The sequence below is a fragment of the Streptomyces sp. EDA2-14 genome (assembly GCF_054963755.1).
This window is the reverse complement of record NZ_JBUEGE010000030.1, coordinates 18911-40074: the sequence shown is the minus strand read 5'-3', so window position 1 is coordinate 40074 and position 21164 is coordinate 18911. Positions and strand designations below refer to the sequence as shown.

Sequence of the window (21164 nt, the reverse complement as noted above, 5' to 3'; positions counted from 1 at the left end):
GATCCAAACGACAGGCCCTAGGCCCGCGGATAGCGGGCCAGCCAGCCCGCGGAGGAGGACGCGGGGCCGTGCAGTGCCGCGCCCTGCGTCATCTCCATGGCGAAGTCGTCCGCGAGCTCCAGGATCGTGGGCCGCCCCTCGATCTCGGCGACCCACGCGGGCGGCAGCGCCGTCTCCCCGTGCAGCGCCCCGAGCAGGCCCCCGCAGACCGCGCCGACCTGGGCGGAAGGACCGTCCTGGTGCACGGCGAGTCCGAGCCCGTGCCGGATGTCCTCGCTCACGAGCCCGCAGTACACGGCGGCCGCCAGCACGCCCGGCGCGTCACCGTCCCCGACCAGCTCCCCGACCCGCGCGGCGGTCGGCATGCCCTGCCGTACGGCGCCGAGCGCGTGCTTGAGCGCGTCCGCCACGGGCGGGTGGCCGGGGCGCGCCGCGAGCTGGGCGAGCGCCCGCTGCACGGCGGCGTCGAGGGAGTCGCCGCGCGCGAGGGAGTGCACGAGGACCGCGTACGCGCCCGCGGAAAGGTAGGCCTCGGGGGCGCCGTGCGTGTGGACGGCGCACTCGACGGAGAGCTGGAACACGAGCTGCGGCTCCCAGCCCACGAGCAGCCCGAACGGCGCGGAGCGGGTCACGGCCTCGGCCCCGGTGGCGTCCGGGTTCTTGGGCCGGTCAAGGGTTCCCATGACGTCGTTGCCGAGCCCGAGCAGACACGCCTGACTGGCGCCGCGCCGCGAGTACAGCCACTCCTCGCGGGCCAGCCAGCCGTCCTCCTTGCGCCGCTCGTCGGGCCCCCAGTCGCGCTGGGTCGTCGCCCACCGCAGGTAGGCGCGGTGCACATCGGTCGGCGGATGCCAGGCACCGGTGTCGCGCCGCACCTGGGCGCGGATCAGCCCGTCGACGGTGAACAGGGCCAGCTGCGTGGCGGCGGTGATGGCCCCCGTCCGCCCGTACACGGGCACGAGCTGCTTGAGCCCCCCGTCGCCGTGCTCGGCGTGGATCCCGTCGAGGGAGAGACCGTCGAGCGGGGCGCCGAGGGTGTCACCGAGTGCGGCACCGAGCAGGGTCCCGCGCACACGGCTGCGGAAGTCCTGCTGTTCTGCGCGACCCCATACGGCCGCGCCGGTGGGCGCTGCGCCCATGGGGGACTCCTCCTGTCGCGACCCTCGACCCTTCGGCTTGCAGCACTGTAATCGACAGGCGGCGGCCAGGAATGTTCACGAAGTGATGGGACTGTGGACGACCCCGCGCACATCCGCTCGCACGGGCTTCACCAGCGGTTTTTGGCGGGGCGGGGGCGGCGGGATGCCGGGGCGACAGCAGACCGCCCCGGCACAGACCGACCCGGTGTCCCCGGCCGCCCGGTACCCCCTACGGCTCCAGCACCGGCAGCAGCTCCGGCAGGTGGCCGTCCGACGCCTGCGCCGACCGCACCCGCTCCTCCGGGACGGCCCCGTACAGCGTCGTCCGCGGCTTCGCCGGGCGGCCCGCCGCGTCGGCCACCGCGATCAGGTCCTTCACCGACTTGTACGAGCCGTAGGACGAGCCCGCCATCCGGGAGATCGTCTCCTCCATGAGCGTGCCGCCCAGGTCGTTGGCGCCCGAGCGCAGCATCTCGGCCGCGCCCTCCGTGCCCAGCTTCACCCAGCTCGTCTGGATGTTGGGGATGTGCGGGTGGAGGAGGATCCGCGCCATGGCCGTGACCGCGCGGTTGTCGCGGGTCGTCGGGCCGGGGCGGGCGATGCCCGCCAGGTACACCGGCGCGTTCGTGTGGATGAAGGGCAGCGTCACGAACTCCGTGAAGCCGCCGGTCTCCTGCTGGATCCCGGCCAGGGTGCGGAGGTGGCCGAGCCAGTGGCGCGGCTGGTCCACGTGCCCGTACATCATCGTCGAGGAGGAGCGGATGCCCAGTTCGTGGGCGGTCTTGACGACCTCGATCCAGTCGGCCGCCGGAAGCTTGCCCTTCGTGAGGATCCAGCGGACCTCGTCGTCGAGGATCTCCGCCGCCGTGCCGGGGATCGAGTCGAGGCCCGCCTCCTTCGCGGCCGTCAGCCACTCGCGGATCGAAAGACCCGTCCTGGACGCGCCGTTCACGACCTCCATCGGCGAGAACGCGTGGACGTGCATGCCCGGCACCCGCTCCTTCACCGCCTTCGCGATGTCGAAGTAGGCCGTGCCGGGCAGGTCCGGGTGGATGCCGCCCTGCATGCAGACCTCGACCGCGCCGACGTCCCAGGCCTGCTGGGCCCGGTCGGCGACCTGGTCCAGGGACAGGGTGTACGCGTCGGCGTCCGTGCGGCGCTGGGCGAAGGCGCAGAAGCGGCAGCCGGTGTAGCAGACGTTCGTGAAGTTGATGTTCCTGGTGACGATGTACGTGACGTCGTCACCGACCACCGACTTGCGGATGTCGTCGGCGATGCCGCAGAGCGCGTCGAGCGCCGGGCCGTCCGCGTGCAGCAGGGCGAGGGCCTCGTCGTCGGTGAGCTTCGTCGGGTCGTCGGCGGCCTGCTTCAAAGCCGCCCGTACGTCGCCGTCGATACGGGACGGCTCCATGCCCGGCGCCGCCTGCTCGCGCAGCGCCTCCCAGTCGCCGTACACCACGTCGAAGTCGTCGCGCCGGTCGGACGTGCGGCCCTCGGTGTCGATGGTGCGGTGCAGGTCGGTACGGCCCGACGCCGCCACGTACCCCTCGTCGGGCTCCTGCCAGGGGCGGCCCACGACGGGCGCGTCGGCCACGGCGAGGCCGTCGGCGTCGGCCAGCGCGCTCACGTGCGGCAGCAGCCGCGGGTCGAGCCACGGCTCGCCGCGCGTCACGAACTCCGGGTAGACACAGAGCCGTTCCTTCAGCTCGAAGCCGACCTCCGCCGACTGCCGCGCCAGCTCCTCCAGCTTCGGCCACGGCTTCTCGGGGTTCACATGGTCGATCGTCACCGGGGAGACGCCGCCCCAGTCGTCGATCCCGGCGTCGATGAGCCGCGCGTACTCGCCGTCGACGAGGTTCGGCGGGGCCTGGATGTTCCCCGCGGGGCCCATGATGTGCCGGGCCACGGCGACCGTCGCGACGAGATCGTCGAGCTCGGCGTCCGGCATGCCGCGCATCGCCGTGTCCGGCTTGGCACGGAAGTTCTGGATGATCAGCTCTTGGATCGCGTGGTACGAGCGGGCGGTGCGGCGCAGCGCGAACAGCGACTCGGCGCGCTCCTCGTACGTCTCCCCGATCCCGATGAGGAGACCGGAGGTGAACGGCACGGACGAGCGGCCCGCGTCCTCCAACACGCGCAGCCGCACGGCCGGTTCCTTGTCGGGCGAGCCGTAGTGCGGCATGCCCGGCTCGGACCACAGCCGCTCGGCGGTCGTCTCCAGCATCATGCCCATCGACGGGGCGACCGGCTTGAGCCGCTGGAAGTCCGTCCAGGACAACACGCCGGGGTTGAGGTGCGGGAGCAGTCCCGTCTCCTCCAGGATCCGGATGGATATGGCGCGGACGTACGCGATGGTGTCGTCGTAGCCGTGCGAGTCCAGCCATTCGCGGGCCTCGGGCCAGCGGTCCTCCGGCTTGTCGCCGAGGGTGATCAGGGCTTCCTTGCAGCCGAGTTCGGCACCCTTGCGCGCGACGTCGAGGACCTCGTCGGGCGACATGAACATTCCGTGGCCCTCGCGGCGCAATTTGCCGGGGACCGTCACGAACGTGCAGTAGTGGCATTTGTCTCGGCACAGCCGGGTGAGCGGGATGAACACGCTCTTGCTGTACGTGATGACACCCGGCCGGCCGGCCGCCTCCAGGCCCGCGTCGCGCACGCGGGCGGCGGACGCGGTCAGATCGGCCAGGTCGTCGCCGCGCGCCTGGAGCAGCACGGCGGCCTCCGTGACGTCCAACGCCACACCGTCTCTCGCCCGTTTCAGAGCGCGGCGCATCGCGTTGGCGGTGGGACGGTCGGCCTCGGGGGGCTGCGGTACGGCGTCCTGATCACTCATGAACCGAGCATACGAGCGCCATCCGGACACTTCGAGGGCGCCCGTCGGTGCCCTTCCCTTGCAACGGAGTTCACGGCTCAATACAAGGGTTGCGCACGTCACGTCGGACACTCTGGGGAGCCGCGAAATGTGCACGGACGACATCACGGACGACATACAGGGCGACACGCACGAGGACGCGCGGGGCGAGGAAGGACACGGCATCGGCAGACGCGCCGTGCTCGTGACCGGCGCCGCGGGCGCGCTTACGCTCACGACCATGAGCTTCGCCAGCGCCGCCGACGGCTCGCAGTCCGCCAAGACGCTCAAGGGCACGCTGCCGCCGGGCTCCCCCGACTACGTCTATCTCCCGGTCGACGTCCCGGCGGGCGTACGGGAGATCCGGGTCTCCTACACGTACGAGAAGGCCACGGGCCTCCCGGCCGGCACCCAGAACAACGCGCTGGACATCGGCGTCTTCGACGAGCGCGGCACGGCGCTCGGCGGCGAGGGCTTCCGCGGCTGGTCGGGCGGCGCCCGCACCGAGTTCTTCGTCCGCGCCGACGACGCGACGCCCGGCTACATCCCGGGCCCGGTCCGCCCCGGCCGCTGGAACATCGCGCTCGGCCCGTACACGGTGGCGCCTGAGGGCCTGCCGTACGAGGTGACGGTGACGCTCACGCACGGGAAGGCGGACCCGCCGCCCCGCCCGACGTATCCACCGGAGCGGGCCCGCGGCCGGGGCCGCGCCTGGTACCGGGGCGACTGCCATCTGCACTCCTGGTACTCGGACGGCCGCCGCACGCCCGCGGAGATCGGCGCGCTCGCCCGCGCGGCGGGCCTCGACTTCATCAACACGTCCGACCACAACACGCACTCCGCGCACGCCCATTGGTCGGACGTGGCGGGCGACGACCTCCTCGTGCTGATCGGCGAGGAGATCACCACCCGCAACGGCCACGTGGTCGCCCTCGGCACCGACCCCGGCACGTTCGTCGACTGGCGCTACCGGGCCCGCGACAACCGCTGGGCGAAGTACGCGCAGCAGATCCGCCGCGCGGGCGGCCTCGTCGTCCCCGCCCACCCGCACGCGACGTGCATCGGCTGCGGCTGGAAGTTCGGCTTCGGCGAGGCGGACGCGGTGGAGGTGTGGAACGGCCCGTACACGCCGGACGACGAGGTGTCCCTGGCGGACTGGGACAACACACTGGTCGCGTACGCCCGTTCAAAGGGCCGTACGGGGTGGATCCCGGCGATGGGCAACAGTGACGCGCACCGCGACCCGGACCGCGTCGGCGGACCGCAGACCGTGGTCCTCGCGGACGACCTGAGCCGCGAGGCCATCCAGGCGGGCATCAAGGCGGGCCACTCGTACGTGGCGGAGTCCTCGTCGGTCGAGCTCACCTTCACGGCGACCGGCGGCAAGGGCGAGGTCGCGGGCATCGGCGAGCGGCTGCCGGTCGCCCCCGACACCCCGGTCACGGTGGCCCTGAAGGCGAAGGCGCCCTCCGGCTGCACGCTCCACATCGTCACGGACCAGGGCACCCTGTTCACGTCCGCCGCGGGCGCGGACTCGGCGACCTGGCGGACGACGGCGGCCTACGCGGCGTACGTACGGGCGGAGGTCCGGCACGCACCCACGACAACCGGCCTGCCGGGCCCCCTGGCCGCCTTCACGAACCCGATCTTCCTGGGCGCGTGAGGCCGCGCCACCGACTGAGCCTTTCAAGCCCCGCCGCCGATCGAGCTCCTCAAGCCCCGCCGCCGATCGAGCTTCTCAAGCCCCGCCGGCGATTGAGGCGCGGGGTCCGGGGCAGAGCCCCGCGGCCGCAACACCGGCACCGATGCCTACGCCTGGGGCACTGCCCCAGACCCCGCTGCTCAATCGCCGCAGGGGCTTAAAAGGCTCAAGCCCCGCAGGGATGGGCTACTCCTCGACGACCAGCACCGGCGTCTGCCGGTTCAGTACCTCGCCGCGGAAGAACGCCGGGCTGCGCCGCCCCATCACCAGCATGATGACGAAGCCGACGAGCAGCAGGCCGACGCCGATCACGAAGACCGAGCCGACCCCGAGGACCGAGGAACCGCTGCCGTACGCCGGGTTCCACATGTCGACGAGGGTCTTCACGAAGACCGCCGACAGCAGGACGCCGCCGAGGAGGGGGAAGAGGCCCTTGAAGGTGAAGTCGCGGACCGAATCGCGCAGTTCCGCCTTGAAGTACCAGGCGCAGGCGAAGGCCGTCAGCGCGTAGTAGAAGCAGATCATGAGGCCGAGCGCGTAGATCGTGTCGACGAGGACGTGCTCGGAGACCAGCGTCATGACCGTGTAGAAGACGCCCGTGGCGACACCCGCCGTGACCGTCGCGCGGCCCGGCGTGCGGAACTTCGGGTGCACCCGCGCGTACGAGGCCGGCAGCGCCTCGTACGTCGACATGGCGAGGACCGTGCGGGCGACCGGGATGAACGTCGTCTGGAGGCTCGCGGCGGCCGAGGCGAGGACGGCGACAAAGAGGAGGATGCCGAGCGTCGGGCCCATCACCGGGCCCGCGAGCGCGGCGAAGACGTTGTCGGAGGTCTCCGGGTTGGCGAGGCCGAGGCCCTTGCCGCCGGAGCCGACGATCATCTGCGCGGCCACGCCCGTGGCCAGGTAGGAGCCGACGAGGACGACCATCGCGATGAGGGCGGCGCGGCCCGGCGTCTTGTCGCTGCCGATGGTCTCCTCGTTGGCGGTCAGGCAGGTGTCCCAGCCCCAGTACATGAAGATCGACAGGGACAGGCCGGCCGTGAACGCCCCGAAGGACTGCACGGAGAACGGGTTCAGCCACGACCAGGAGAAGTCCACCGAGGTCGCGGCGAAGTCGGCGGAGCCCGCCTTGGCGACGGCCATCACGACGAAGACGGCGAGCACCACGAGCTGGAGTCCGACCAGCGTGTACTGCACGCCCTTCGTCGCGGTCATGCCGCGGTAGCTGATCGCCGTGGCGGCCGCGATGAGCGCGAGGCACGTGACAATATGGACGGCCTTGTTGTCGTCGAGCGCCGCCACCGATGTGCTGTTGGTGATCTCGCCCGCGAGCAGCCAGAAGTACGAGGTCGCGACCCCGGCCAGGTTCGAGAGCACGATGATCGTGGCGATCACCAGGCCCCAGCCGCACATCCAGCCGACGCGCGGTCCGAACGCCTTCACGGTCCAGGTGAAGGACGTGCCGCAGTCCGGCATGACCTTGTTGAGCTCCCGGTAGGCGAAGGCCACGAGGAGCATCGGCAGGAAGCCCGCGAGGAACACGGCGGGCATCTGGAGGCCCACCTCGCCGGCCGTGGAGCCGAGCGTGGAGGTCAGGCAGTAGACGGGAGCGACCGTGGAGACGCCGATGACGGCGCTGCCGAGCAGGCCCACTGAGTTCCCGCCGAGGCCCTTGCCTCCGCCGCCCTCTGCGGTCGAGTCTGCGGCCCGCTCCGTCGAGGGCCCTGCGTCCAACTGAGTCATGAACAGGACGTTAAATCCTGCGGTTTCCACATCCGGCGGGATTTGTCACGACCGCGACGGTTATTAATCCATGGGCAATTCGGGCGAGCGCCCAGCGTATCCCAGGGAGATGGCTCAGCCTACTAACGGATCGCAAGAGGAATCGCCCGGCGTCCGGTATTCGGTAATCGCAGCCGGGTCCGTTATGCCCGATTCAAAATTTTCCCGTGCCTACTGCGTCACGTGCGTCCCACCGGACGGCCCCCGCCGCGGAAGCGCCCGACGGCCGTGGGCACCGCGTAGATCAGGGCGAGCGTCCCGAGCGCGAGGAACGGCATCAGCACGATGGTCGAGATGCAGAGGGCGAGCACGACCGCGGCCGCCAGGCCGATCCAGAACAGCAGGTACTCGCGGTCGCTGCCGCCCCGCCGGGACAGCCGGACCGCGATGGAGATCAGCACGACGACGGCGGCACCGTCGATCAGCGCCGTCACGTTGGGGACCTTCACCAGCGCGGCGAACCCCGCGGGCACCAGCCACAGGAGCCCGAGCAGCGGACGCCCCGGCAGTCCGGGACCCCCGTCGTGCCGCTCGGCGGTCCCGCGCGGCGGCGGCCCCGACGCGGGCCGCGCCCCGTACGGTGCGGGCTGCTGCTGCCCGTACGAGGAGGACCAGGCGTCGACCGTCGGCTGCTGGGCGCCGCCGCCGTGGAACCCGGCGTGGCCCCCGTAGGGCGCCCCACCGGGCGGGGTCGAGGGCGGGGTCGAGGGCGGGGTCGAGTACGGCGTCGCCGGCAGGGGCGAGAACGGCGCCGAGGGCGGCGGGGACGCGGGACCGGCGCCCGGCCCCCGCGTGACCGCGTCGTGGAAGTCCCCGCCGCTCGGCCCGAACACGCCGCCCGCGTCGGGCTGCGTGGACCCGGGGCCGTGCATCACCGTGTCGGCCCGCGCCTCCAGGTTGAGCAGCTGCCCGGACTTGCGGGCGATCAGCGAGATGACCTGCCCGGGCAGCCACGCGTCACCCGTCGCGTCGTGCGTGCGCGCCCGGGCCACGAGCTGCCCCACGTCCGGCCGCTGCTCCGGCTCCGGGTCGAGGCACTGCCGGATGAGGGCCCGCAGCTCCTCGTCCACGCCCGGCAGCTGCGGGTCGAGGCTGCCCCGGTGCGGCTGGACGCCGGTGGCGGCGAAGGCGAGCGTCAGCCCGTAGCTGTAGACGTCGGTGGCGGCGGTCACCCGCTCGCCGTACGCCTGCTCCGGCGACATGTACGCCGGAGTGCCGATCCGCGCCCCGGTCGAGGTGAGCCCCGCTGAGGACAGGCCCGCGTCGAGCGCGGCGTGCACGATCCCGAAGTCGATGAGGCGCGGCCCGTCGGCGGACAGCAGCACGTTGGACGGCTTGAGGTCGCGGTGCACGAGCTTCGCGCGGTGCACGTGCTCCAGGGTCTGCGCGAGATCGGCGGCGAGCCGCCACAGCGACTCGGCAGGCAGCGGCCCGAACCGGTCGACCGAGTCCTGGAGGGAGGGCCCCGACACGTACTCCGACGCGTACCAGGGGTGCTGCTCGTCCAGGCCGGTGTCGACGACCGGCACCGTGCCCGGCGCCCCGACCCTGCGGACGACGTCCGCCTCGCGCCGGAAGCGCTCCCGGAAGCCCGGCTGCGCCGCCATGTCGGCGTGGATGAACTTCAGCGCGACGTTCCGGCCGCCCGTGTTGCGGGCCAGATAGACCCGCCCCATGCCGCCCTCACCGATCCGCCCGAGCACCCGGTACGTGCCGACCGTGCGCGGATCCCGCGCCTCCAGCGCCTCCATGGAACCCCCGGTTCCGCCGTAGTGACCATCTACAACTACGCATTTTCACATGTCCAGTTGTAGACACGCAGAAAGGCGGTGCGTGGGTTCCATGGGGCTGGTGATGCAGTCCGGATCCGTCCCGGCCCATCCCGGCCCATCCCGGCCTATCCGGGCCAGACGATCGACTGCCACTCGCTGTACGCGTGCAGGGCGTACGAGCCGACGTCCCGGCCCACCCCGCTCTTCTTGAAGCCGCCGAACGGCGCCTCCATGTTCCGGCCGATGGTGTTCACACCGACCCCGCCGGCCCGCAGCCGCCGCGCGACGCGGAAGGCCCGCGCGACATCGCCCGACCACACGTAGTCGATGAGCCCGTAGTCGGAGTCGTTGGCGAGCGCGACGGCCTCGTCCTCCTCCCCGTCGAACGGCACCACGGCGACGACGGGCCCGAAGATCTCCTCCCGCACCACCCGCATGTCGTTGGTGCAGTCGGCGAGCAGAGTGGGCGCGACGTAGAAGCCGTTCTCAAGCTCCGGCCGCTCGCCACCGGCGACGACCGTCGCGCCCTCCTTGCGCCCCAACTCGACGTACGACTCGACCCGATCCCGATGCGCCGCCGAGATGACGGGCCCGACCACGGTCCCCTTCGCGCGCGGGTCGCCGACCTTCATGTAGCCGATGTACGCGGTGAGCTTGGCGACGAACTCGTCGTACACGGACCGGTGCACGATCGCCCGCGTCGGGGCCGTGCAGATCTGCCCGCTGTAGAAGGCGTACGTGGTGCCGACGCCGGCCACCGCGGAGTCCAGGTCGGCGTCGTCGAGGACGACCGCGGCGCCCTTGCCGCCCAGCTCCATCAGCTGCCGCTTCATGGACCGGCCGCAGACCTCGCCGATGCGCTGCCCGACGGCGGTGGAGCCGGTGAAGGACACCATGTCGACGTCCGGGGAGTCGACGGCGGCCTCGCCGACGCCGACCTCGGTACCGCCGACGACGTTCACGACACCCGCCGGAACACCCGCCTCCTCAAGGGCCGCCGCCATCCGGAACACGGAGAGCGGATCCTGCGGCGCGGGCTTCACGACCACGGTGTTGCCCATGGCGAGCGCGGGAGCGACCTTGCCCGCCGGATTGGCCCACGGGTTGTTGTACGAGGTGATGCAGGTGACGACGCCGACGGGCTGGCGCACGGCGAGCGCGCCCGTCACGCCCGCCTTGCCCATCAGGCCCGCTTCGTTGATCTGCGGCGTCATCGCCTCCTCGACCGGCTCCAGGGCCCCCTTCGCGTACCGCCGGAACCGCGAGACGCCCACGCCGACCTGCATGCCGCGCGCGGTCCCGACCGTCGCCCCGCTCTCCGCCTGCGCGAGCTCGGCGTTGGCCACGAAGTCCCGCTGCATCAGGTCGGCGGCCCGGTCGAGGATCGCGGCCCGCTCCTCCGGCTTGGCGCGCGACCAGGAGTCGAAGGCGTCGCGGGCCGCGCGCGCGGCGTCGTGCACCTGCTGCCGCGAGGCCTCGGGGGCGTGCCCGACGACGGTCTCGCTCGCCGGGTCGACCACGTCGTAGTGCCCGCCCTCGGGCTCGACCCACTCGCCGCCGATGAACAGGCGCTCGGATGCGCTCACTTCGTGCTCACCGTCCGGGTGTCGTCCCCCGACCGCAGCACCTTGCCGGGCACCGCGCCGCTCACGACGTCGCCGCGCATGGCCTCGACGCCGTTGACCCAGACGGCGTTGATGCCGATGGCCTTGGAGTCGAGCCGCGGGCTGTCGCCGGGCAGGTCGTGGACGAGCGTGGCCTTGCCCGCGTCGATGGTCTCGGGGTCGAACAGCACCAGGTCGGCGTGCCAGCCCTCCTGGATCCGCCCGCGCTCCCGCAGTCCGAACAGCTGCGCCGGGTCGTCGGTGAGCATCTTGACGGCCTGCTCGAGGCCGAGCAGCTTCCGCCCGCGCAGGCAGTCCCCGATGAACCGGGTCGTGTACGGCGCACCGCACATCCGGTCCAGGTGGGCGCCCGCGTCGGAGCCGCCGAGCATGACGTCCTCGTGGTTCCAGGTCTCCTGGCGCAGCGCCCACGAGTCGGGGTCGTTGTCGGTGGGCATCGGCCACAGCACCGTACGCAGCTCGTCGTTGGCGCAGATCTCGACCAGGCACTCGAAGGGCTCCTGCCCCCGCTCGGCGGCGATGTCCCGCACGACGCGCCCGCTCAGACCCTCGTTGGCCTCGGAGTACGTGTCCCCGATGACGTAGCGCCCGAAGTTCGCGAGCCGCCGGAAGACCCCGGCCTCCTTGCTGTCGGCGCGGCGCAGCATCTCGGCGCGGGTGTCCGGGTCGCGCAGCTTGGCGATCCGCTCCTCGACCGGCAGCCCGAGGATCTCGCCCCAGCCGGGGATGAGGTTGAGCGCGCAGAACGTGCCGAGGGACATGTTCATCGGGGTGAGGATCGGCATGGTCAGCGCGACGATCCGGCCGCCCGACTTCCGGGCCCGCTCGCTGGCCTCCAGCTGCCGCGGCACCCGCTCGGGCACGGCGGCGTCGATGGTGAGCACGTTCCAGTTGAGGGGGCGACCGGCGGCCGCGGTCATGTCGACGAACAGCTCGATCTCGTCGTCGCTGAACTGGTCGAGACACCCGGCGACGATGGCCTCGATCTGCGTGCCCTCGTGCTCGCCGACCGCCTTGCTGAGTGCGATCAGCTCGGCGGGCTTCGCGTGCCGGGAGGCGACGGGCTTGCCGTCGCCGTCGGAGTGCGAGGACGACTGGGTGGTGGAGAGCCCCCAGGCCCCGGCGTCCATGGCGTCCTTCAACAGGGCGACCATCTGCTCCAGTTGCTCGCTGGTGGGCTGTCCGCCAACAGCGTCGGAGCCCATCACGTACCGCCGCAGCGCACAGTGCCCCACCATGAACCCGGCGTTGACGGCTATCCGCCCGTCGAGAGCGCCCAGGTAGTCCCCGAAGGAATTCCACGTCCACGGAGCCCCCTCCTCAAGGGCGACCAGGGACATCCCCTCGACCTTGGACATCATCCGCCGCGTGTAGTCGGCGTCACCGGGCCGCTCCGGGTGCAGGGGCGCGAGCGTGAACCCGCAGTTGCCTCCGGCGACCGTGGTCACGCCGTGATTCAACGAGGGCGTGGCGTACGGGTCCCAGAACAGCTGGGCGTCGTAGTGCGTGTGCGGATCGACGAACCCGGGAGCGAGCACGAGCCCCGAGGCGTCCTCGCTGCCGCGAGCCTCCTCGGCGACCTGTCCGGGCTCGGCGATGACGGCGATCCGTCCGTCCCGGATACCGACATCGGCGGAGAACGCGGGCGCGCCGGTCCCGTCGACGACGGTGGCGCCCTTGATGAGGTGGTCGAGCATACGAGTTCGTCTCCCTTCTTACAGTTGAGCCCCTGCGGCGATTGAGCAGCGGGGTCCGGGGCAGAGCCCCGCGACGTCAACAACGGCAAGGCGAAGGACCCCGGCCTCCGTCCGGGAGGGGAAGCCGGGGCCGGTCCGAGAGGACTACGCCGCCGACCGGAACCTGGTCGTCCGATGCACCGGATCCGTGTCGATCTTCGGAATGACGTTCTCCCCGATCAGCTTGATCGAGTTCAGCGTGTCCTCGTGCGACACCCCGATGGGCAGCCCGAACGACAGCTGGTCCGCCCCCGCCTGCTCCCACCGCTTGCACTGCTGCAGGACCTCGTCCGGGTCACCGCAGATCATCAGTTCCTCGGCGATGAGCAGCTCGATGATCTCGGCCGAGTACTCCGGCAGGATCTCCGGCCACTCGGGGATGCCCTCGGGCCGCGGGAACGTGTCGTGGTACCGGAACAGCAGCGACTGAAGGTAGTTGAGCCCGCCGTTCACGGCGATCTCCACGGCCTTGTCGTGCGTCTCCGCACAGATGGCGGTCGACGTCACCATGACGTTGTCGTTGACGAAGTCACCGATGGGGTCCGGGTCCTGGATGGCGGTCTTGTACTGCTCCAGGACCCACTCCATGTCGGAGACCTTCTGCACGCTGAAGCCCAGCACGCCGAGCCCCTTCTTGGCCGCCATGGCGTACGAGGGCGGGGACCCGGCCGCGTACCACATGGCGGGGTGGGACTTGCCGTGCGGCTTGGGCAGCACCTTGCGGGGCGGCAGCTCCCAGTGCTTGCCCTTGAACCCGACGTACTCGTCCTGGAGCCACATCTTCGGGAACTCGCGGATGGTCTCTTCCCAGATCTCCTTGGTGTAGTTCATGTCGGTGACACCCGGCATGAATCCAAGGATCTCGTGGCTTCCCGCACCGCGCCCGCTGCCGAACTCGAACCGCCCCTCGCTGAGGTGGTCGAGCATGGCGACCTTCTCCGCGACCTTCACCGGGTGGTTGACCGGCGCGAGCGGGTTGAAGATGCCGGAGCCGAGGTGGATCCGGTCCGTCGCGTGGGCGAGGTACCCGAGGAAGACGTCGTTCGCGGAAAGGTGCGAGTACTCCTCCAGGAAGTGGTGCTCGGACGCCCAGGCGTACTTGAAGCCGGACTTGTCCGCCTGGATGACGTACTCGGTCTCGTTCATGAGCGCGCGGTGCTCGGCCGTCGGGTCGGTCAGCGCCTGCTTGCCCAAGTATCCCTGTACAAAGAGCCCGAATTCCAAGGAGGTTCACCGTCCTCGTCAGTTTCTGACGCATCGTCAGATTGGATGGGTCGACTGTTCCACTGCGGTGGTTGAGCGTCAATACCTGACGCAGCGTCAGATGCGGTCGGAGAACTCGGCTCCGGTCAGAGGACGCTGACGCCCGCCAGCCACCCGCCGTCCACGACGAACGGCTGACCGGTGATGTACGCCGAGTCCTCCTCGGCGGTGAGGAAGAGCGCGAGCCGCGCGACCTCCTCCGGCTTTCCGACCCGGCCGAGCGGCACGAGCTTGCGGTACAGCTCGTCGAGGGCCTGCGCGGCCTCCTCGCTGTCCGCCTCGGGGTCGAGCTGGGACGGATTGCTCATGGCGGTGTCGATGGCGCCGGGGCAGACGGCGTTGACGCGGATCTTCTGCGCGGCCAGCTCCAGCGCGGCGACGCGCGTGAGCCCCACGATGGCGTGCTTGGTGGCGGTGTACGCGCCGACGTACGCCATGCCCGTCACGCCCGTGTACGAGGAGGTGTTCACGATCGATCCGCCGCCCGCGGCGCCGATCTCGGGCGCGACGGTCTTGATGCCGAGGAAGGCGCCGACCTGATTGACCTGGATGATCTGCTGGAACTCGTCGAGCGGCGTGGAGACCAGCTCGTTGAACCGCAGGATCCCCGCGTTGTTGACCAGCCCGTCGATCTTCCCGAAGGCGGCCTTCGCGGAGCCGACGGCGGAGACCCAGTCCTCCTCCTTGCTCACGTCCAGGTGGACGTAGACGGCGTTGCCGTTGCCGAGGTCCTTGGCGACGGCCTCGCCCTGGTCGTCGAGGACGTCGGCGACGACGATCTTCGCGCCTTCCGAGGCGAAGAGCCGCGCCTCCTGCTCCCCCTGTCCGCGCGCCGCACCGGTGATCAGGACCACGCGTCCGTCGAGCTTGCCCATGCGTCGAACTCCTTTTCCTAGGCTTGATTGAGGTGGCTCAGGTGCGGAGCGACTTCGGCGGCGAAGGCCGCCATCTGGTCGGTGAGTTCTGTGCGCGTCCGGCTGCGGAACCGGATCTGGATCTGGTGCACGCCCATCGCGGCGTAGGCCCGCAGCGACTCGGCGATCGCCTCGCCCGCGCCGGACAGGGTGCGCCGCCCGACGTCCCACGTCGGCTCGCCCACGTACAGCGGCTCGGTGATGGCGCCCACGGTGAGCGGGGCCTCGATCCCGGCCTCGGCGCGCAGTCGGCGCAGCTTGTCGATCTGCTGCGGGAGCCGGTCCCGCGGGTCGCCCTGCGGGAGCCAGCCGTCGCCCTTGAGCGCGGCGCGGCGCACGGCGGGCGCGGAGGAGCCGCCGACCCAGACCGGTACGCGCCGCTGGGCGGGCCGGGGCCGCTGCCCGAGCCCTTCGAAGGAGAACAACTCCCCCTTGTGCACGGGGAACTCCTCCGGCCCGAGGGCCGCCTTCAGGGCGTCGACGCTCTCGTCGAGCACGGCGCCGCGCCGCGCGAAGTCGACACCGAGCGCCTCGAACTCCTCCTGTACGTGACCGGCCCCCACGCCGAGGACGAGCCGCCCGCCGCTGAGGTGGTCGAGCGTCGCGTACTGCTTGGCGGAGACGAGGGGGTGCCGCAGGCCCACGATCGCGACGTGGCTGAGCAGCCGCACGCGTTCGGTGACGCCCGCCAGGAAGGCGAGGGTGGCGACCGGGTCGTACCAGGTCGTCGACATGGCGTCGGCGAGCCGGCGCGGGATGGCGACGTGGTCGCAGCTCGCGATGTAGTCGAAGCCGCTCCGGTCGGCGGTGCGGGCGATCTCGGCGAGATCATCCGCGCCCGCGACCGCCTCCCAGGGTTCGGCGTAGACGGTGCTCTGGGACTGGACCGGGAGTTGCATGCCATAGGCGAGCGACGCCATGAAAACCCCTGACGCTCAGTTGTCTGACGGACCGTCACATATTGCGGTTGCCGAACATCCTCACGCCTGACGCCCCGTCAGACAAGGGTTTCGCCCCGGCCACCCACACCTACGCCACGGGGCTCCACGGCGGGCGGGCCCATCAAGCCCCACCCCGGGACGAGAGCCGACGGACCCCGAGGCACAGACCCGCCCCCCCCAAGCCCCTGCGGCGATTGAGCAGCGGGGTGCGGGACACAGCCCCGACCCTTCAAGCCCAGCCCGGGACCGGACCCCGACCCCTTGAGCCCCACCGGCGACTGAGCAGCCGGGTCCGGGACAGAGCCCCGATCTTTCAAGCCCAGCCCAGGACAGAGCCCCGATCCCTTGAGCCCCGCCGGCGATTGAGGCGCGGGGTCCGGGGCAGAGCCCCGATCTTTCAAGCCCAGCCCGGGACCGGACCCCGACCCCTTGAGCCCCGCCGGCGATTGAGGCGCGGGGTCCGGGGCGGGGCCCCGTGGCCGCGACGCCGATGCCGGGTGACCCCGGTCAGGGCCTCCAGCACCCGTCCGGTGCAAGACCGAGCAGGTCAATCGCGTTGCCCCGGACCAGGCGGTCCACCACGTCCGGCGCCAGGTGCCCCATCTGCGCCTCGCCGACCTCCTTGGACTTGGGCCACGTCGAGTCGGAGTGCGGGTAGTCCGTCTCGTAGAGGACGTTGGCGACACCGATGGAGTCGAGGTTCTTCAGGCCGAACGCGTCGTCGAAGAAGCAGCCGAAGACATGGTCGGCGAAGTACTCGGACGGCGGCTTGCGCACCTTGTCGGCGACACCGCCCCAGCCCCGGTTCTCCTCCCACACCACATCGGCGCGCTCCAGGATGTACGGGATCCAGCCGATCTGCCCCTCCGCGTACATGATCCTCAAGTTCGGGAACCGCTCGAACTTGCCGCTCATCAGCCAGTCCACCATCGAGAAACAGCAGTTGGCGAAGGTGATCGTCGACCCGACGGCGGGCGGCGCGTCCGGCGACGTGGACGGCATCTTGCTGCTGGACCCGATGTGCATGGCGATGACGGTCCCGGTCTCGGCGCACGCCGCGAGGAACGGGTCCCAGTCGTCGGTGTGGATGGACGGCAGCCCGAGATGCGGCGGAATCTCGGAGAACGCGACGGCCCGCACCCCGCGCGCGGCATTGCGCCGCACCTCGGCCGCGGCCAGCTCGGCGTCCCACAGCGGCACGAGGGTCAGCGGTATGAGCCGCCCCTGCGCCTCGGGCCCGCACCACTCCTCCACCATCCAGTCGTTGTACGCCTGGACGCCGAGCAGCCCCAGCTCACGGTCCTTGGCCTCGGTGAAGGTCTGCCCGCAAAAGCGCGGGAAGGTGGGGAAGCAGAGGGCGGACTGGACGTGGTTGACGTCCATGTCGGCGAGCCGCTCCGGCACGCTGAACGACCCCGGCCGCATCTGCTCGTACGTGATGACTTCGAGCTTGATCTCGTCCCGGTCGTAGCCGACCGCGGTGTCGAGCCGGGTCAGCGGCCGGTGCAGGTCCTCGTAGACCCACCAGTCGCCGATCGGCCCGTCGTCGCCGGGCTCGCCCATGACCGGCGCGAACTTCCCGCCCAGGAAGGTCATTTCCTTCAGCGGGGCGCGGACGATCCGGGGCCCGGTGTCGCGGAACTTCTTCGGCAGCCGCTCGGACCAGACGTTCGGCGGTTCGACGGTGTGGTCGTCGACGGAGATGATGCGCGGGAAGTCGTCCTGGTTCAGAGGAGTTTGAGCGTTTCGAGTGCTTTCGGTCTCCGTGGTCTCCATGTGCTCACGGTAGCGCCGATCTGACGACCCGTCAGCTAGTGGGGACGCCGTGGTTCCCGATGGCTCACGCGTGAGGTGTCTGTGATGGGTGCCCTCCATGGCTGACGTTTCCGTCAGGAACAAGGCAAACTGACGAGAGTTGTCTTTGATGTGCGCGCAACTACGGCGCGCCGGTTGGACGGCGCGACAGAATGACGTAAGCGGACGTGGCGGCAGGGAGCGGCGAAGATGGTCGGTGGACCCCGGGTACCGGAGCAGCGGCGTGCCGCGCTGCCCGATGACGCCGCGGACGCGTCCGCGGTCCCCGGCGCCGACCTGCGCTTCAGCGTGCTCGGCCCGGTGCGCGCCTGGCGCGGCGCCGATCCCCTGTCCACCGGCTCCCCGCAGCAGCGCGCGCTTCTCGCCACCCTCCTGCTGCGCCAGGGCCGCACGGCGACCGCGGCCGAACTCATCGACGCCGTATGGGGCGACGAGCCGCCGTCCCAGGCGCTGGCCGCGATCCGCACGTACGCCTCGCGGCTGCGCAAGATCCTCGGCCCCGGCGTCCTGGAGACCGAGGCGGGCGGCTACGCGCTGCGCGTCTCGCGGCCGGACGCACTGGACCTGGCGACCGCGGAGGAGCTGGCCGCCCGGGGCGAGCAGGCCCGGCACTCCGGCGACCTGCACCGGGCGCGCGCGCTGACGAACGAGGCGCTCGACCTGTGGGACGGCGAACCGCTGGCCCATGTCCCCGGCCCGCACGCGGAGACGGAGCGCGCCCGCCTTGAGGAGTGGCGCCTCCAACTCCTCGAAACCCGGCTTGACATGGACCTGGAACAGGGCTGCCACGCGGAGACGGTCTCCGCGCTCACCGCCCTGACCGCCGACCACCCGCTGCGCGAGCGGCTGCGCGAGCTGCTGATGCTGGCGCTCTACCGTTCGGGCCGGCAGGCGGAGGCCCTCGCCGTCTACGCGGACACCCGCCGCCTCCTCGCCGACGAGCTCGGCGTCGACCCGCGCCCCGGCCTCTCGGAGCTCCAGCAGCGCATCCTCCAGGCGGACCCGAGCCTGTCGGAGCCCTCCGCCCAGCCGCAGGAGACCGCGTCGGGCCCGCTGCGCCCGGCCCAACTCCCGGCCACCGTGCCCGACTTCACCGGCCGCGCCTCCTTCGTCACGGAGCTCGGCGACACCCTCGCCGCCGCGTCCTCGGAGTCCGGCGCCGGTTCGGTCATGGCCGTGTCGGCGGTGGCGGGCATCGGCGGCGTGGGCAAGACGACGCTCGCCGTGCACGTCGCGCACGCCGCCCGCGCCGCCTTCCCCGACGGCCAGCTCTACGTCGACCTCCAGGGCACCAGCCCGTCCCCGGCCGAGCCCGAGACGGTCCTCGGCTCCTTCCTGCGCGCCCTCGGCACCCCCGAGTCGGCGGTCCCCGACTCCCTGGAGGAGCGCTCGGCCCTCTTCCGCTCAACGCTCGACGGCCGCCGCACGCTGGTCCTCCTCGACAACGCGCGGGACGCGGCGCAGGTCAGGCCGCTGCTGCCGGGCACGGCGGGCTGCGCCGCGCTGATCACTGGCCGGGTCCGGATGGTCGACCTGGTGGGCGCGCACCTCGTCGACCTGGACGTCATGTCCCCCGACGAGGCGCTGCTGCTCTTCACCCGGATCGTGGGCGAGGAGCGGGTGACGTCGGAGCGCAAGGCGGCCCTCGACGTGGTCGCGGCCTGCGGTTTCCTGCCCCTCGCCATCCGTATCGCGGCGTCCCGGCTCGCGGCCCGCCGCACCTGGACCGTCTCGGTGCTTGCCGCGAAGCTCGCCGACGAGCGCCGCCGCCTGGACGAGCTGCAGGCCGGCGACCTCGCGGTCAAGGCCACCTTCGAGCTGGGCTACGGCCAGCTGGAGCGGGCCCAGTCCCGCGCCTTCCGCCTCCTCGGCCTCGCCGACGGCCCCGACATCTCGCTCGCCGCGGCCTCGGCGGCCCTGGACCTCGACCTGGAGTCGACCGAGGACGTCCTGGAGTCCCTCGTCGACACCTCCCTTCTGGAATCCGCCGCTCCGGGCCGCTACCGCTACCACGATCTGGTCCGGCTCTACGCGCGTGCGTGCGCCGAGCGGGACGAGACGACGCAGGAGCGGGAGGCGGCGATGTCGCGGCTCCTCGACTTCTATCTGGCGACGGCGACGGACGTGTACGCGATCGAGCGTCCCGGCGACCGCCTGGTCGACCACGTCGCGCCGACCACCCATCCGGGACTGTCCTTCGAGAACCAGGCGGCGGCCCTGGACTGGCTGTTCGCCGAGGCCGAATGCCTCCTGTCCTGCCTCCAGCAGTCGCTGCGCGCACCCCTGCTGCGCAGGGCGGCGAGCCTCATCCTCGTCGCCAAGGACCTCTCCGAATCGGGCGCGAGCTCACTGCGGTACGAGCACGCCGCGGTCGCCCTGCGCGACACCGCCCACGAACTGGGCGACGCCGTCGCCGAGGCCCGGGCCCGCACGACGCTCTCCCAGGTGTGGGCGTTCGCCGGCCGGTTCGACGACGCGGAGCGCGAGGCCGCCGCCGCCATGGACCTCGACGTCGCCTCCTCCGACCCCTGGTCGCAGGGGCACGCGCCGCACGAGCGCGGCATCATCGCCTTCTACCGCAACGACCTCGACCAGGCGGAGAAGTACCTCCGGATCGCCCTGGACAACTTCCGCGCGGACACGAACACTCCGGGCGAGGCCAGCGCCCTGTGCAACCTCTCGCGCATCCACCTCGCGCAGAGCAGGACCAGCAGCGCCATCGAGCTCGCCGAGCAGGGCATCCGGATCTACGACCGCCTCGGCACGGCCCTGCGCCTGGCCAACGGCAGGTACGCCCTCGGCCTCGCACTGACCGTGGCGCGCCGCTACGGCGAGGCGCTGGACCAGCTCACGGCGGCGCTCGGCATCTTCCACGAGAACCGCCAGCCCCTGTGGGAGGGCGTCACCCACCTCCGGCTCGCCGAGGTCCACCTCGCGGCCAAGCGCGCCCCGCTCGCCGCCTCCCACGCGGAACAGGCCATCGCACTGCGCGGTATCGGCGGCGAGTGGCGCAGAGGCGGCATACTGACCGTCCTCGGCCGGGCGCTGGCACTGCTCGGCCAGCCGGACCGGGCCCGCGCCTGCTGGAGCGAGGCCCTCTCCATCTACGAGCGGCTCGGCTCCCCCGAGGCCGCCGAGGTCCGGGCGCTGATGAAGCCCGTCGCGGCATAGCCCCTTGCGCGGCGGGCCGTCCGGCCGAAGGACGTTTTGCTGAGGGACGTTCATCATTCGTTTATCGCGGCGCGTCACTCTCTTCTGTGCCGAGCCGTCGCGTCGGGGGGCAGACGGATTGGCGGTCGGGCCGGCCGTTACGGTAACGGCCCCGCGGTGCCCGCCCGGCAACCCACGGGGGTGTTGCCGGGCGGGCGCCACCCGTAAGCACGCCACCAACGGAGGGATCATCGCCATGAGCGACAAGATCAAGCCTCAGGACAGCCACATCTCCAGCGAGGACGCGGAGGAGATCAAGCCGCTCGACAGCCACATCTCCAGCGAGGACGCGGAGGAGGTCAAGCCGCTCGACAGCCACATCTCCGGCGGCACCGTCACCCCGCAGGACTCGCACATCTCCAGCGAGAAGGCGTAACGCCCCAAGGACCACCACTGGGACGGGGACCGGCC

At 71.5% G+C, this 21164-nt stretch carries 13 protein-coding genes; 3 read left to right on the top strand and 10 right to left on the bottom strand.

Annotation, left to right across the window (positions count from 1 at the left end; genetic code table 11):
* Positions 1–17 precede the first annotated feature (17 nt).
* Positions 18–1139: an ADP-ribosylglycohydrolase family protein gene (locus ACY34M_RS39790; RefSeq protein WP_462723359.1), complete on the bottom strand. Its 1122-nt coding sequence runs from the start codon at positions 1137–1139 to the stop codon at positions 18–20.
* Positions 1140–1368: 229 nt separating this feature from the next.
* A complete protein-coding gene (locus tag ACY34M_RS39785; protein WP_462723358.1) occupies positions 1369–3972 on the bottom strand; it encodes a bifunctional FO biosynthesis protein CofGH in 2604 nt (867 codons plus the stop codon).
* Between the two features lie 127 nt (positions 3973–4099).
* On the opposite strand from ACY34M_RS39785, the gene ACY34M_RS39780 reads away from it, so the two are divergent.
* Entirely contained in the window at positions 4100–5653 is a 1554-nt protein-coding gene (locus tag ACY34M_RS39780) for a CehA/McbA family metallohydrolase (RefSeq protein WP_462723357.1), read from the top strand.
* 225 nt (positions 5654–5878) lie between these two features.
* On the opposite strand, the gene ACY34M_RS39775 is transcribed toward ACY34M_RS39780, so the two are convergent.
* From ACY34M_RS39775 to ACY34M_RS39740, 8 genes are all read right to left on the bottom strand, one after another.
* Positions 5879–7438 (bottom strand): APC family permease, encoded by a 1560-nt coding sequence (locus ACY34M_RS39775; RefSeq protein WP_462723356.1) that lies wholly within the window; start codon positions 7436–7438, stop codon positions 5879–5881.
* A 218-nt stretch (positions 7439–7656) separates the two neighbouring features.
* Positions 7657–9228, bottom strand: coding sequence for a serine/threonine-protein kinase (locus ACY34M_RS39770; protein WP_462723355.1), 1572 nt, complete (start codon positions 9226–9228; stop codon positions 7657–7659).
* Between the two features lie 146 nt (positions 9229–9374).
* Complete coding sequence (locus ACY34M_RS39765) at positions 9375–10835, bottom strand: aldehyde dehydrogenase family protein (RefSeq protein ID WP_462723354.1); 1461 nt, start codon at positions 10833–10835, stop codon at positions 9375–9377.
* Positions 10832–12571, bottom strand: coding sequence for an N-acyl-D-amino-acid deacylase family protein (locus ACY34M_RS39760; RefSeq protein WP_462723353.1), 1740 nt, complete (start codon positions 12569–12571; stop codon positions 10832–10834). Before ACY34M_RS39760 ends, ACY34M_RS39765 begins: the two co-directional genes overlap by 4 nt.
* Before the next feature lie 144 nt (positions 12572–12715).
* Positions 12716–13834 (bottom strand): LLM class flavin-dependent oxidoreductase, encoded by a 1119-nt coding sequence (locus tag ACY34M_RS39755; RefSeq protein WP_462723352.1) that lies wholly within the window; start codon positions 13832–13834, stop codon positions 12716–12718.
* 125 nt (positions 13835–13959) lie between these two features.
* On the bottom strand, positions 13960–14748 hold the full coding sequence (locus ACY34M_RS39750) for an SDR family NAD(P)-dependent oxidoreductase (RefSeq protein ID WP_462723351.1): 789 nt from the start codon (positions 14746–14748) through the stop codon (positions 13960–13962).
* A gap of 17 nt (positions 14749–14765) precedes the next feature.
* Complete coding sequence (locus ACY34M_RS39745; protein WP_462723350.1) at positions 14766–15707, bottom strand: LLM class F420-dependent oxidoreductase; 942 nt, start codon at positions 15705–15707, stop codon at positions 14766–14768.
* 528 nt (positions 15708–16235) lie between these two features.
* A complete protein-coding gene (locus ACY34M_RS39740; RefSeq protein WP_462723349.1) occupies positions 16236–17504 on the bottom strand; it encodes an amidohydrolase family protein in 1269 nt (422 codons plus the stop codon).
* A gap of 228 nt (positions 17505–17732) precedes the next feature.
* Here ACY34M_RS39740 and ACY34M_RS39735 point away from each other — a divergent pair, with 228 nt between their 5' ends.
* Together ACY34M_RS39735 and ACY34M_RS39730 are read left to right on the top strand one after the other, a co-directional pair.
* A complete protein-coding gene (locus ACY34M_RS39735; protein WP_462723348.1) occupies positions 17733–20714 on the top strand; it encodes an AfsR/SARP family transcriptional regulator in 2982 nt (993 codons plus the stop codon).
* A 235-nt stretch (positions 20715–20949) separates the two neighbouring features.
* Positions 20950–21129, top strand: coding sequence for a hypothetical protein (locus tag ACY34M_RS39730; RefSeq protein ID WP_462723347.1), 180 nt, complete (start codon positions 20950–20952; stop codon positions 21127–21129).
* The last annotated feature ends 35 nt before the right edge of the window (positions 21130–21164 follow it).

Coding starts and splice junctions, on each gene's coding strand:
- ACY34M_RS39790 (WP_462723359.1), bottom strand. CDS start 1,139: ATGGGCGCAGCGCCCACCGGCGCGGCCGTATGGGGTCGCGCAGAACAG.
- ACY34M_RS39785 (WP_462723358.1), bottom strand. CDS start 3,972: ATGAGTGATCAGGACGCCGTACCGCAGCCCCCCGAGGCCGACCGTCCC.
- ACY34M_RS39780 (WP_462723357.1), top strand. CDS start 4,100: ATGTGCACGGACGACATCACGGACGACATACAGGGCGACACGCACGAG.
- ACY34M_RS39775 (WP_462723356.1), bottom strand. CDS start 7,438: ATGACTCAGTTGGACGCAGGGCCCTCGACGGAGCGGGCCGCAGACTCG.
- ACY34M_RS39770 (WP_462723355.1), bottom strand. CDS start 9,228: ATGGAGGCGCTGGAGGCGCGGGATCCGCGCACGGTCGGCACGTACCGG.
- ACY34M_RS39760 (WP_462723353.1), bottom strand. CDS start 12,571: ATGCTCGACCACCTCATCAAGGGCGCCACCGTCGTCGACGGGACCGGC.
- ACY34M_RS39750 (WP_462723351.1), bottom strand. CDS start 14,748: ATGGGCAAGCTCGACGGACGCGTGGTCCTGATCACCGGTGCGGCGCGC.
- ACY34M_RS39745 (WP_462723350.1), bottom strand. CDS start 15,707: ATGGCGTCGCTCGCCTATGGCATGCAACTCCCGGTCCAGTCCCAGAGC.
- ACY34M_RS39740 (WP_462723349.1), bottom strand. CDS start 17,504: ATGGAGACCACGGAGACCGAAAGCACTCGAAACGCTCAAACTCCTCTG.
- ACY34M_RS39735 (WP_462723348.1), top strand. CDS start 17,733: ATGGTCGGTGGACCCCGGGTACCGGAGCAGCGGCGTGCCGCGCTGCCC.
- ACY34M_RS39730 (WP_462723347.1), top strand. CDS start 20,950: ATGAGCGACAAGATCAAGCCTCAGGACAGCCACATCTCCAGCGAGGAC.